This is a genomic window from Mycobacterium sp. (assembly GCF_036488105.1).
In the GTDB taxonomy this organism is placed as follows: Bacteria; Actinomycetota; Actinomycetes; order Mycobacteriales; family Mycobacteriaceae; genus Mycobacterium.
Genome location: NZ_DASXHW010000499.1, coordinates 17,316 through 29,346 on the forward strand (window position 1 = coordinate 17,316; position 12,031 = coordinate 29,346).

Here is a 12,031-nt window from a genome sequence, read left to right on the forward strand (position 1 = left end):
ATCCGATTTAACACAGCGCACTCCCCCACCATTCCTCGCTGAGTTCTCCCTGGGCCAACAAAACCGACGGTCCACGCAGGTAACTAGTGGCTTCGGTGACAGTGACGACGACATCGCCGCCGGGCACCCGCACGGTCAGCGTGCCGCTGGTAGCGCCGGCGTGCGACAGTGCGGCGACGGCAGCGGCGACGGTTCCTGTTCCGCAGGAACGGGTTTCGCCCACTCCCCGCTCATGCACCCGCATGCTCACCGCGCGGTCGGCCGGGGCAGTCAACACCTCGACGTTGACCCCGTCCGGGAACTGCGCGCGGTCGAAGCTCACCGGCGCCGCGACGTCCAACGCCGCCAGCGACTCGAGCGTGAGCTCGGGGTCGACGCAGGCCAGGTGCGGGTTGCCGACGTCGACCGCCAACCCGCTGAACGTGTGGCCGCCCACCACAGCCTGCCCGGGCCCGAGCAGGTTGGCCTTGCCCATGTCGACGCTGATGTCGGCGCTGGTCGCATCGACGTGGTGCAAGACGACCGGACGCGGGCCGGCCAGTGATCCGACGACGAGTTCGTCGCGGGTGTCCAGGCCGCTGGCCCGCAGATAATGCGCGAACACCCGCACACCGTTGCCGCACATCTGCGCGATCGAGCCGTCAGCGTTGCGGTAGTCCATGTACCAGTCGTCGGCGCGCACGCCGTCGGGCACCCGGTCGAGCACGCCGACGGCCAGCGCCGCCCCGGCCGTGGTGACCCGCAGCACCCCGTCGGCGCCAAGACCGCGACGGCGGTCGCACAACGCGGACACCACCGCCGGCGTCAGCGTCAGCGCGGCATCGAGGTCACCCAGCACGACGAAGTCGTTCTGGGTGCCATGCCCTTTGGCGAAGCGGATCACCTGCTCAGGATACGTGCCGCCACGCCCGCAACGCCGCGTCGGCGTTACCGGCCGCGGTCGCATCCAGCCAGTGAATCCGGTGATCGCGGCGAAACCACGATCGCTGCCGTCGCACGTAGCGGCGCGTGCCGACGAACGTCGGCTCACGGGCCGCGTCGCCGTCTCCGCCCGCATCGAGGTCGACGAGAACCTGCGCGTAGCCCAGCGCCCGGGACGCGGTGACGCCGTCGCGCAGGCCACGGCCGAGCAGTGTGGTCACCTCTTCGACAAGGCCTTCGGTGAACATCGTGTCGGTGCGCTGCGCCAGTCGCTGATCGAGAAGCTCTGTGTCGCAATCTAATCCGATGATCACCGTGTCCCAGCGGGGTGCGCCGATAACGGGCGCCGACGCCGCGAACGGCTGACCGGTGAGCTCCACCACCTCCAGCGCCCGCACGATGCGCCGGCTATCGGTGGACAGGATCGATGCCGCAGCCGCCGGGTCGCGATCGGCCAGCTCGGCGTGCAGGCCGCTGGTGCCCACCTCGGCAAGCCGCTGCTCCCATTTCGCGCGCACGACGGGATCGGTCGCCGGGAACGACCACTCGTCGAGCAGCGATTGGATGTAGAGCATCGACCCGCCCACCAGCACCGGAACCCTCCCCCGGCCGGCGATCGCCTCGATGTCGGCGGCGGCGTCCTGCTGGTAACGCGCGACAGTCGCGGTCTCGGTGACGTCGAGGACATCGAGCTGGTGATGCGGGATGCCGTGGCGTTGCGCGACGGGCAGTTTTGCGGTGCCGATGTCCATGCTGCGGTAGAACTGCATCGCGTCGGCGTTGACGATTTCCGCGCCGGCCTGTCCGCCGAGCCGCTCTGCGACGTCAAGGGCCAGTTGCGATTTGCCGGTACCGGTCGGCCCGACGATCGCCAGTGGCCTCACGGCTGCCAGATGCCGGTGAAGTACCCGACGCCGTAAGGCTCCGAACGGTAGAGCTCCTTGGCCGACCGCGGCATCGGCTCAGCCAGCCCGGCCAGCACGCCGAAGGCCACCCGTCCACGGACCTGCGCGGGCAGCCGGGTCAACGCGGGCAGGTCGCCACAGGCCAGCGCGTCGTCCAGGGCGCGCTGTACATCAACGTCCGCGGGCTGGTGACCGCCGGGGGCCGACGGCGTCAACGTGTTTGCGCCGTCGGCAACGACCAGCACCCCGGTCGGCTCGGTCGACTGGTCGATGTCGTTGCGCAACTGCCTGCCCAAGTTCACCGCGGTTGCGCTGTCGTGTCTGTCGGCAAAGACCCGGACCTGCGCCGCGGCGTCGGGCTGAGCCTGGGCCCTGATCCAGCCGGCGATCAACGCGCACAGCGGCAGCTCGACCGGGCGCCCTGTGGCCTGCGGCGAAAGCCGCACCGGCACGTCGACACCGAATCCCGCAAAGGTCCCGACAGCCTCGGGACCGACCACGCCGTCGCAGGCGCCCACCCCGACCGCAATCCAGCGCGGTGGCAGCGTGGCAACGGCCGCGACCATGGCCGCCCGCAGCTCGGCGACCTCGTCCGCCGCGCCGCCGGCGAGCTCGGGCACCAGCACCGGCGCCGACGGGATGATCGCAATGGCGCTCAACACGCCATCAAACTAACCGGTCGGCTGCACAGCGGGGAAAGAGTCGGTGCGGGCTTCCACCGTTTCGGCTTCTCCGCGGGCCAGTGCCGCGGTAGCAACCACCATCACTGCGACGGCAACGCCGAGGGCGAACACCGTCTCGTCGCCCGAGTCCACCGCCTCGCCGAGCACACAAACACCGAGCAGCGTGCCGACCATCGGTTTGGCCACGGTCATCGTCGGCATTGAGACATTGAGCGGACCCCCGCGATATGCCGACTGCTGGAACACCATCCCCGCGACCGCAGCGCCGATACAGGCATAAAGCTCGGGGCTGGCCAGGACCGCCACGATGCCGCCCTTGGCCGCGTCGACAGCGCCTTTCACCAACACCGCGAACAGCGCCAGCGACGCGCCGGACACCGCAGCCAGCAGCACCGCTGCGATCGGCCCATCCGGCCAAAGCCGCGCCCCCAGCAGACACAGACCAACCACCGGGCCCGCGATGGCGGCAACCACCAGCCACACGTGCACGGGTGCCCGAGAATATCCTTCGACCGGATTGCCGACGGTCACGACGACGGCCAGCGCGGTAGCCAATACCGCGGCCCAAGACCAATCCCACCGACTCACCGGAGCCCCGGTCATCCGGGCGTAGAGCGGCAAGGCGAACAGCAATGCCGTCACCTGCAGCCCGGTCACCAGGATCACTGAACCGAAGCTCAGCGCCCCGGCCTGCAGGCCGTAATTGGCGACCGCCGCCACCGCTCCGAGCCGCCAGTCGCGATTACGCCACGACATGAAAAACAACGCGAGGTAGCCGACGTGTCCGTCAGTGACCTCGTGAGCGGACCGCTGCCGCACCACGTTGCCGAACGCCGATGCATACGCGGCAGCCAGTGCCAGCAACACCGCCGCGAACTCTGACTTCGGCACGGGCTACCCCTCCTCGCACGTTATCCTCCACGCCACGGTACTGACGTGCGCTATGAAAACCCTCGCGCCGCGCGTCGCAGCTAGCAACTCGACACCGCTTCGTCACGCAGGGCCACGTCCTGCCCGGCGCCGGCCGCGATGGTGGCCGCCTCACCGCGGGCCAAGGCGATCGTCGCGACGACCGCGGACGGATCACGTCGCCGATCGCGGACGCCAGTGCGGCGCACAGCGCGATCAGCGCCGCAAAGTCCGTCTTCGACATGCCCGATCTCCTCGCCGAGGGCCCACATGACCAGCCCTACACCGACTATTCACCGTCAGTTTTCCAGAAATGCCTTTCGGCTGCCCGGAACGGGCAGCGCCGAGGCACAAGCTGCGGAGGCCCGATTGTTGCGGCAGTCGGAGTCGGTGGCGTAGACGTTGGCGTGGAGTCCGCAATGGAGTGATCATCCGCGAGGCGCGTGCGCATGGAATCGCGACGCCGATCAACGACGTCCTCGCGCAACTGCTCGCGGCGGCCATTGACGGCCCCGGTTAGTTGGTCGGTGTTGGCTTACCCACGCCCCGTCGAACAGCGGCACCGGTCAACCGTCAGAGCCCTAGAGCCTCCACTCCGCCGATGAGGAGTACCTGTGCAGGTTGATCGAACCCCGAAAGCAAACCTAAGGCGTCGTCAAACACAGCGCCGACGTAGTCTCCGGAGGACAAAGCCGTCGCAGCGTCGGCGAAATAGGTCTGACCTTCGCCGAACAAGGTTTCAGCAACGGCCACGGCATCCGAGAAGTCTGTGGGGGGCAAGAACCCAACGACAAAGGTCCCGGTGATTCCTGCGCCCGTCAGCGCCTCGACCGTTCCTAGTTCGAGGTTAGTCGGAACAGACCAAAGATCGGCGTTCACACCGTTGAACAACGCTGCCAGACCATTGGGCACCATGTTGCTGCTGAGTTCCGTAAACGCAGTACTGAAATCGGACTGGCCAGCAGCCAAGTCGCCGTCGACGGCGTTGATGATGTCGGTGAAGTCGTCGGCGCGGGCGGTCGGCGCGGTGGCCGCCGACATCATCGCCGCGGCCCCGAAAGCACCGATAGCCGCGCCCAGGCCGACCAGCGTTGCCGCGCGTGATTTGTTGATACCCATGGAAACCTCCGATGTCTCGTTAGCCCCAAATTACTCCCAAGCTGAGAAAACTGACAGCATTCTGACATGTGTTTCTCAGGTTTTGACGATCGCCTAATAGTCGGCTACGCCTGGCTGCTCGCCGCCACCGATGGCGGCGCCATCGAAGCAACCTCTAACAGCTCGGCGTCCCGGTCGGGGAACGCCGTCTGGGCGTAGCCGTCAGCGGCCATGGTGGCCGCTTCGCCGCGGGCCAGGGCCGTTGATTTGCCCGCTGCAAGCCATAAACGTTCACGAATGAGGGGTATTCGTCGCTAACGCCATGGCCTGCGCTGCCAACTCGGGCCACTTCAAGGAACAAGCTGCTTCAATACTGGTGAGGTGCTGACCGAAGCACCTCGTGTCGACGGCGCCGCAATGCGCGGCAGATGCGCGGCCAGTAACCGCGCGAAGGGTAGGTAACGGCAGTTCATGACGCCTGACGAGCCACACAACGAGCCCAGGCCCACCCCGCGGCCCGGACCGCGGCCCGGGCCCAAACCAACGCCCCGCCCCAACCCTCACCCGGTTGCTTCGGCGCCTGCCAGTGACCCCCACCGATTCGGCCGCGTGGACGACGACGGAACGGTCTGGCTGATCAGCGCCGCCGGCGAGCGAATCATCGGATCCTGGCAGGCGGGCGACACCGAAGCGGCGTTCATCCACTTCGGTCGTCGCTTCGACGACCTGAGCACCGAAATCGCATTGCTTGAAGAGCGGCTGGCCGCCGGTACCGGCGATGCACGCAAGATCAAAGCCACCGCCGCAGGCCTGGCCGAGACGTTGCCCAGCGCGAATGTGCTAGGAGACGTCGATGCCCTGGCTGCCCGGCTCGCCGGGATTGCCGAGCATGCCGAAGCCACCGCCGCTGCCGACCGCACTCGTCGCGAAGAGCATCGCGCTGCCCAAACCGCGCGCAAAGAGGCCCTGGCCGCCGAGGCCGAGGAGATGGCAAACACGTCGACGCAATGGAAGGTCGCCGGCGACCGGTTGCGCTCGATCCTGGACGAGTGGAAGACGATTAACGGCCTGGATCGCAAAACTGACGATGCGCTCTGGAAGCGCTATTCGGCGGCGCGAGAGACGTTCAACAGACGGCGCGGATCGCATTTCGCGGAATTGGATCGCGATCGGGCAGGTGCCCGCGAGGCCAAGGAAAAGCTTTGTGTCAAAGCCGACGAACTCGTCGCCTCCACCGACTGGGGCGCGACCAGCGCCGAATTCCGCAAGCTGCTGGTCGACTGGAAGGCCGCCGGACGCGCGGCCCGCGACGTCGACGACGCCCTGTGGCACCGCTTCAAAGCCGCCCAGGACACCTTCTTCAAGGCCCGTAATGCCGCGACCGCCGAGCGGGATGCCGAATTCGTCGCGAACGCCACCGCCAAGGAGGCGCTGCTGTCGGAGGCCGAAAAGCTCGACACCAGCAATCCCGAAGCAGCCAGGGCTGCCTTGCGGACGATCGGCGACAAGTGGGACGCGATCGGCAAGGTTCCCCGGGAGCGGTCGGCTGACCTCGAACGCCGACTGCGTGCGGTCGAGAAGAAGGTGCGCGACGCCGCCGAGCCGTCCGGCCCCGACCCGCAGGCTCAGGCGCGTGCCGAGCAGTTCCGCGAGCGTGCCGAGCAGTTCGAGCGCCAGGCCCAAAAAGCCGAGGCGGCAGGACGTTCCAAGGAAGCTGACGAGGCCAAGGCCAACGCCGAACAGTGGCGACAATGGGCTGAGGCCGCGGCCGATGCGCTGACCCGCAAGCGCTAGCCCGGCGGCTACGCCTTGCCGTTGGGCTTCGGCCGCTCGGCGCGGTCAGGGTCGTCGAGGGTTTCCAGCAGCGTTCGGGTCTGCAGACGCGCTGCGGCTTGACGGCGCTGTTCTTCGGCAGCGAGCTGCACGATCGTGCGCGACCACACCACCCGTGCCCAGTGGAACGTCAACAGGATGATCGCGATCCAGGCCACGAACAGCCCGATACCGGGACCCGGGTGTCCAGCGGCCACCGTCTGTCGTGACCACACGGCCAGCAAACCGGCGGCGCTGGCCACCGCGGAACCCGCCAGCGCGACCCAGGCCAGCGCCCAGAGCCGGGTCAAGAGCGCCAGCATCGAAAATCCGACACCGAAAACCAAAGCAAGCCAACTGAATACGCGTGACGGCAGCGCTATTGCCGCTTTACCGGCGCCCCGCGTGGAGAACAGCACATCCCATCCGCGGACGTCGCCGGTGTGCGGCAGGACGAACGAGCCGATCAACACGAATACCAAAATCGCGACAACCAAAGCTCGTGCGCCTGGCTCTATTTCGCGGGCGATGCGCCGTTCGGCGGCTTCGATGTCGTCGCGAAAGGCGTCGAATTCCCCTCGATTCGGCTTGTTCTGGCTCATCGAGCGCATCCCTGCGATTCTGGCGCCCCCGCGGGTCGCCCGACGCCCGGCATGCCCAGCCCGACTCCGGATGGACGTTGCCCCGCGGCGTCGCCGGCGCGCGTGCGGCGGTGGCTGGTGACATCACCATCGGCGATCAGGTGATGCGGGGCGGCCCGGGTGATCGTGGTCGTGATGACATCACCCGCGCGCACCTGCCGCTCGCCGGGTGTGAAATGCACCAGGCGACCGTCTCGCGCGCGTCCGCTCATCCGTGCGGTGCTGCTGTCCTTACGGCCCTCGCCGGTGGCCACCAACAGTTCGACGGTCCGGCCGATCTGATTGCGGTTCTCTTCCAGCGCGATCTGGTCCTGCAGTGCTATCAGCCGCTCATAGCGTTCCTGCACAACGGCTTTCGGAAGTTGACCGTCCAGCTCGGCCGCCGGGGTACCGGGACGCTTGGAGTACTGGAAAGTGAAGGCGTTGGCGAACCGGGCCTGCCGAACGACATCCAATGTGGCCGCGAAGTCGTCCTCGGTTTCACCGGGGAATCCGACGATCAGGTCGGTGGTGATCGCGGCGTGTGGCATCGCCGCGCGCACCCTATCGATGATGCCGAGGTAACGCTCGGCTCGATAGGACCGCCGCATCGCGCGCAACATTCGGTCCGACCCGGATTGCAGCGGCATGTGCAGCGCCGGGCAGACGTTTGGCGTCTGCGCCATCGCGTCGATCACGTCGTCGGTGAACTCAGCCGGATGCGGCGAGGTGAACCGCACCCGCTCAAGGCCGTCGATGCGTCCGCATTCGGTCAGCAACTCGGCGAATGCGCCGCGGTTACGCGGCATCTGCGGGTCGGCGAACGACACGCCGTACGCGTTGACGTTTTGGCCCAGCAGCGTGACTTCCAGCACGCCGTCGTCCACCAGCGAGCGCACCTCAGCCAGGATGTCGTTCGGGCTGCGGTCGACCTCCTTGCCCCGCAAAGACGGCACGATGCAAAACGTGCAACTGTTGTTGCAGCCCACTGAAATGGAAACCCAAGCAGCGTAGGCAGATTCGCGGGCCGCGGGCAATGCGGACGGAAACTCCTGCAACGCCTCGGCGATTTCTACCTGGGCAACCCTGTTGTGCCTGGCGCGTTCGAGCAACGTCGGCAGCGAACCGATGTTGTGGGTACCGAAGACGACGTCGACCCACGGCGCCTTGCGCAGCACGTCGTCTTTGTCTTTCTGGGCCAGGCAGCCACCCACCGCGATCTGCATGTCGGGGTTGCTCCGCTTGCGCGGCGCCAGGTGGCTGATGTTGCCGTACAGCTTGTTGTCGGCGTTCTCGCGGACCGCGCAGGTGTTGAAGACCACCACGTCGGCGTCGTCGCCGTCCGGCGCCCGCCGGTAACCCGCCGCCTCGAGCAGGCCCGCCAGCCGCTCCGAATCGTGGACGTTCATCTGGCATCCGTAGGTGCGGACCTGGTAGGTGCGAGGCGACGGTATTGGCGGGCGTTGCGCCGCCGTTTGCGGCGCCGCGTCCGATGTCACCGTCGAAGTCACTGGGCCATGGTACGGCGAGTCGCGACCACCGGCGCCGGCGTGGTGGCCTGCGGCCCCTTCAGCTAGCGCATACCTAGACGCGCCTGCGCTCCCGCTCGGCGGCCAACTCGACGCTGACTACGTCGTAGGCCATGCTCTGGCTGAAGCCGCGACGCGCGAGCATGCCCACCATTCGACGGATCACCCGGGCATCGGCAGCTTCGTCACTGAGGGTTTCGCGCCGAAGCTTCTTGCGCACCAATTCCTCAGCGCGACCACGCTCGGCCGCGGGATTGATGCCGCCGAGCACCGAGGTGATCAGGTCCTTGTCGACGCCCTTGGTGTGCAGCTCAGCAGCCAACGCGCGCTTGCCTTTTCCTGCGTTCGCCAGCCGCGAGTGCACCCACTGTTCAGCGAAGTCGGCGTCGTCGATCAATCCGACGTCGGCCAGCCGATCCAGCACCCTGGTGCTGACATCGTCGGGGTATCCGCGCTTGGCCAGCTGGCCGGCCAACTCAGCACGGGTCCGCGCCGTCGCGGTGAGCAGGCGCAGACACAACGCCCGCGCCTGCTCTTCGCGAGATGGCTCAGAAGTCGACGGGAGCGGGCAGGACGCTGTCATCGGCCAAGTCATCCGTCACTACCGCACCGATACCGAGCTTTTCCTTGATCTTCTTCTCGATCTCGTTGGCCACCTCGGTGTTCTCCATCAGGAAGTTGCGGGCGTTCTCCTTGCCCTGCCCCAGCTGTTCGCCCTCATAGGTGAACCACGATCCGGACTTACGAACGAAGCCCTGGTCCACACCCATGTCGATCAGCGAGCCTTCCTTGCTGATGCCCTTGCCGTAGAGGATGTCGAACTCGGCCTGCTTGAACGGTGGCGACACCTTGTTCTTGGCAACCTTGACCCGGGTGCGGTTACCGACCGCATCGGTGCCGTCCTTGAGCGTCTCGATCCGCCGGACGTCCAAACGAACTGAAGCGTAAAACTTCAAAGCTTTTCCGCCCGTGGTCGTTTCGGGCGAGCCGAACATCACCCCGATCTTCTCGCGAAGCTGGTTGATGAAGATCGCCGTAGTGCCCGAATTGCTCAGTGCGCCGGTTATTTTCCGCAGTGCCTGACTCATCAGCCGGGCCTGTAGTCCGACATGGCTGTCGCCCATCTCGCCTTCGATTTCCGCCCGCGGCACCAGTGCGGCCACCGAGTCGATGACCAGAATGTCCAGCGCACCCGAACGGATCAGCATGTCGGCGATCTCCAGTGCCTGCTCGCCGGTATCGGGCTGCGACACCAGCAGCGAATCGGTGTCGACGCCCAGATTCTTGGCGTACTCGGGATCGAGAGCGTGCTCGGCGTCGATGAACGCCGCGATGCCGCCGGCGGCCTGGGCGTTGGCCACCGCGTGCAGGGCGACGGTGGTCTTACCCGAGGACTCCGGGCCGTAGATCTCCACGACGCGGCCACGGGGCAGGCCACCGATGCCCAGGGCAACGTCCAGCGCGATCGACCCGGTCGGGATGACCGAGATCGGTTGGCGCACTTCGTCACCGAGGCGCATCACCGCACCTTTGCCGTGACTCTTCTCAATCTGGGCCATCGCCAGTTCGAGGGCCTTTTCGCGATCTGGGGCTTGTGCCATGGTGCTACCTCTCGGTGTAGTCGTCGTTCGGTTTGACCGGTCTCGGTCGGTTGGCCGTGACGTTAAAGCAGCCCTCCGACAAGTCGGGCCCGTCGAACGATCACCACAGTAGCGAACAGGTGTTCGAAAGCAAGGAGGCGCGCCGCCGGCGTGTCTAGGGTCCGATCACCACTGGTCGCGGGGGACGTCGAAGTCGACGCACAGCGCGCGCCACACGTCGCGAGGGTCGATTCCGTCCTCGATCGCCTGTGCGGCGGTGCGCCCGCCGAACACGGTCAGCACGTGATCAGCCAGCACCGAGCCGCCGTACGTCGCGCCGAACCGCAACGTGACCCGATCGTGAAATTCCGTGAGCCGCACCCAGCCAAGCTACCTACCCGGTAGGCGCGAGCGCGTGACGGCACACCTGCACCGGGTCGGTGACGTCGGCCGCGCCGGCCGCGGCGAGCTGCGCAGCGTCGCGGTAGCTCGGCATCGCCAACACCTCGGCGGCGGCGCTGACCAGTGCCTCGTCGGTCAATGGTCGCACCAGCCGGCCACTGCCTTGGCGGACCACCCGGTTGGCGATCTCCCATTGGTCGCCTCCGCCGGGCACCACCACCAGCGGCACGCCGGCCAGCAGCGTCTTGGCCACCATGCCGTGTCCGCCGCCGCAGATCACCAGGTCGGCATGCGCGAGAAGGTCGTCTTGGCGGCCCAGCCCGGCCACCGCCCACGGCGGCAGTGTCAGATCCGGACCGTTAAGCCTCGACACCACCACCCGGGCACCGGCGGGCAGGCCAGATCCGGGCACCAGGCAGTCCAGGGCGGCCTGATCCAGCCCTTTCGTCCCGGTCAACGCCGTCGACGGAGCGACCACCACCACCGGCCCCGAACCCGGCGGGATGGACAGCGCCTGCTCGGTCGGCTCGAAGTGCAGCGGACCCACCAGAACGGCTTCGGCCGGCCAGTCCGGCCGCGGGACCTCCAAGGCAGGCAGCGTCGCGATCAGCCGACGCAGCGGGCCGGGATCGGCTGCCGGCAAACCGATCTCGACGCGCACCTCGGCACGCTGGCGGGCGCCGGCCTGCACGGATCGGGCGGTCAGCGCGCGCATCGTGGCATCCCGCAACCGGCCGCGGATCCCGGTGCCCGGCGCCAGCCCGCTGCCGATTGGTGGCAAACCTTTGGACGGCAGGTACAGCGGATGCGGGTTGAGTTCGATCCACGGGATTCCCAGCAGCTCGGCCGACATTCCGCCGCAGGCGGTGATGACGTCGGACACCACCAGGTCCAGCCCCATCGCCTGGAGCCGCGGCACGTTCAGCACCGCCATCCGAGCCGCGCGCTGATGGATTTTGGCACCGGCGTCGCGGTCGTCGTCTTCCTCGGTGGGGTCGAGCCCGGCCAGTTCGACGGCATCGACACCGGCGGCGCGCGCGGTTTCCAGCCACTCGGCACCGGTCAGCAGGGTGGGGGTGTCGCCGGCGGCCACGAACCGCTGACACAGCGCGATGGCCGGAAACGAGTGTCCCGGGTCCGGCCCGGCCACCACGGCGACGCGCATCGCAATACCCTGCCACAGCGGCTCGCTAGGCTGGTGACCATGACCGAGCAGACTCTCGAAAACACCCGCACCGTCGAGGTCTTCCTGCATGCGCTGCAGGACGCCGACCTCGACACCGCCGGCGCCGCATTGGCCGAAGATCTGGTGTACCAGAACGTCGGTTTGCCCACGATCCATGGCCGCCGCACGGCGATGAAACTGTTCAGCTCGCTGGGTGGCGCCAGCGGTTTCGAGGTGAAGATCCACCGGATCGCCGCCGACGGCGCCGCCGTACTCACCGAACGCACCGACGCGCTGATCTTCGGGCCGCTGCGGCTGCAGTTCTGGGTCTGCGGCGTATTCGAAGTCCACGACGGACAGATCACGTTGTGGCGCGACTACTTCGATTTCTTCGACATGTTCAAGGC

14 protein-coding genes are annotated in these 12,031 nt (G+C 67.3%); 2 read left to right on the forward strand and 12 right to left on the reverse strand.

Annotation, left to right across the window (positions count from 1 at the left end):
* Window positions 1–7: 7 nt before the first annotated feature.
* From dapF to VGH54_RS26425, 6 genes are all read right to left on the reverse strand, one after another.
* A complete protein-coding gene (gene dapF, locus VGH54_RS26395) occupies window positions 8–880 on the reverse strand; it encodes a diaminopimelate epimerase (protein ID WP_331515100.1) in 873 nt (290 codons plus the stop codon).
* Window positions 881–887: 7 nt separating this feature from the next.
* The gene (gene miaA / locus VGH54_RS26400) at window positions 888–1,805 is read right to left on the reverse strand and encodes a tRNA (adenosine(37)-N6)-dimethylallyltransferase MiaA (RefSeq protein ID WP_331515087.1); all 918 of its coding nucleotides are present in this window, start codon (window positions 1,803–1,805) and stop codon (window positions 888–890) included.
* Window positions 1,802–2,488, reverse strand: a complete 687-nt coding sequence (locus VGH54_RS26405) for a hypothetical protein (protein WP_331515088.1) — start codon at window positions 2,486–2,488, stop codon at window positions 1,802–1,804. Before VGH54_RS26405 ends, miaA begins: the two co-directional genes overlap by 4 nt.
* Before the next feature lie 9 nt (window positions 2,489–2,497).
* On the reverse strand, window positions 2,498–3,376 hold the full coding sequence (locus tag VGH54_RS26410; RefSeq protein WP_414688810.1) for a DMT family transporter: 879 nt from the start codon (window positions 3,374–3,376) through the stop codon (window positions 2,498–2,500).
* 104 nt (window positions 3,377–3,480) lie between these two features.
* A complete protein-coding gene (locus VGH54_RS26415) occupies window positions 3,481–3,690 on the reverse strand; it encodes a hypothetical protein (protein ID WP_331515090.1) in 210 nt (69 codons plus the stop codon).
* A 301-nt stretch (window positions 3,691–3,991) separates the two neighbouring features.
* Entirely contained in the window at window positions 3,992–4,537 is a 546-nt protein-coding gene (locus VGH54_RS26425; RefSeq protein WP_331515091.1) for a hypothetical protein, read from the reverse strand.
* 450 nt (window positions 4,538–4,987) lie between these two features.
* Here VGH54_RS26425 and VGH54_RS26430 point away from each other — a divergent pair, with 450 nt between their 5' ends.
* Window positions 4,988–6,310: a DUF349 domain-containing protein gene (locus VGH54_RS26430; RefSeq protein WP_331515092.1), complete on the forward strand. Its 1,323-nt coding sequence runs from the start codon at window positions 4,988–4,990 to the stop codon at window positions 6,308–6,310.
* 8 nt (window positions 6,311–6,318) lie between these two features.
* Here the strand turns inward: VGH54_RS26430 and VGH54_RS26435 are convergent, their stop codons facing one another.
* The 6 genes from VGH54_RS26435 to VGH54_RS26460 all read right to left on the reverse strand — a co-directional run bounded on the left by VGH54_RS26435 (window position 6,319) and on the right by VGH54_RS26460 (window position 11,624).
* Window positions 6,319–6,930 carry a hypothetical protein gene (locus VGH54_RS26435; protein WP_331515093.1) on the reverse strand — a complete coding sequence of 204 codons (612 nt, stop codon included), beginning with the start codon at window positions 6,928–6,930 and terminating at the stop codon, window positions 6,319–6,321.
* Window positions 6,927–8,459, reverse strand: coding sequence for a tRNA (N6-isopentenyl adenosine(37)-C2)-methylthiotransferase MiaB (gene miaB / locus VGH54_RS26440; RefSeq protein ID WP_414688809.1), 1,533 nt, complete (start codon window positions 8,457–8,459; stop codon window positions 6,927–6,929). Before miaB ends, VGH54_RS26435 begins: the two co-directional genes overlap by 4 nt.
* Before the next feature lie 73 nt (window positions 8,460–8,532).
* Window positions 8,533–9,060 (reverse strand): recombination regulator RecX, encoded by a 528-nt coding sequence (gene recX, locus VGH54_RS26445; protein ID WP_331515094.1) that lies wholly within the window; start codon window positions 9,058–9,060, stop codon window positions 8,533–8,535.
* A complete protein-coding gene (gene recA, locus VGH54_RS26450; RefSeq protein WP_331515095.1) occupies window positions 9,026–10,078 on the reverse strand; it encodes a recombinase RecA in 1,053 nt (350 codons plus the stop codon). The genes recX and recA overlap by 35 nt, the downstream gene beginning before the upstream one ends.
* A 165-nt stretch (window positions 10,079–10,243) precedes the next feature.
* A complete protein-coding gene (locus VGH54_RS26455) occupies window positions 10,244–10,438 on the reverse strand; it encodes a DUF3046 domain-containing protein (RefSeq protein ID WP_331515096.1) in 195 nt (64 codons plus the stop codon).
* 13 nt (window positions 10,439–10,451) lie between these two features.
* Window positions 10,452–11,624 carry a glycosyltransferase gene (locus VGH54_RS26460; protein WP_331515097.1) on the reverse strand — a complete coding sequence of 391 codons (1,173 nt, stop codon included), beginning with the start codon at window positions 11,622–11,624 and terminating at the stop codon, window positions 10,452–10,454.
* A gap of 39 nt (window positions 11,625–11,663) precedes the next feature.
* Here VGH54_RS26460 and VGH54_RS26465 point away from each other — a divergent pair.
* On the forward strand, window positions 11,664–12,031 hold a 368-nt coding region (locus tag VGH54_RS26465; protein ID WP_331515098.1), incomplete at its 3' end, for a limonene-1,2-epoxide hydrolase family protein.

Excerpts from the sequence above, each read along its gene's own strand:
- VGH54_RS26415 (WP_331515090.1), bottom strand. The coding sequence starts at position 3,690 with ATGTGGGCCCTCGGCGAGGAGATCGGGCATGTCGAAGACGGACTTTGC.
- VGH54_RS26425 (WP_331515091.1), bottom strand. The coding sequence starts at position 4,537 with ATGGGTATCAACAAATCACGCGCGGCAACGCTGGTCGGCCTGGGCGCG.
- VGH54_RS26430 (WP_331515092.1), top strand. The coding sequence starts at position 4,988 with ATGACGCCTGACGAGCCACACAACGAGCCCAGGCCCACCCCGCGGCCC.
- VGH54_RS26435 (WP_331515093.1), bottom strand. The coding sequence starts at position 6,930 with ATGAGCCAGAACAAGCCGAATCGAGGGGAATTCGACGCCTTTCGCGAC.
- recX (WP_331515094.1), bottom strand. The coding sequence starts at position 9,060 with ATGACAGCGTCCTGCCCGCTCCCGTCGACTTCTGAGCCATCTCGCGAA.
- recA (WP_331515095.1), bottom strand. The coding sequence starts at position 10,078 with ATGGCACAAGCCCCAGATCGCGAAAAGGCCCTCGAACTGGCGATGGCC.
- VGH54_RS26460 (WP_331515097.1), bottom strand. The coding sequence starts at position 11,624 with ATGCGCGTCGCCGTGGTGGCCGGGCCGGACCCGGGACACTCGTTTCCG.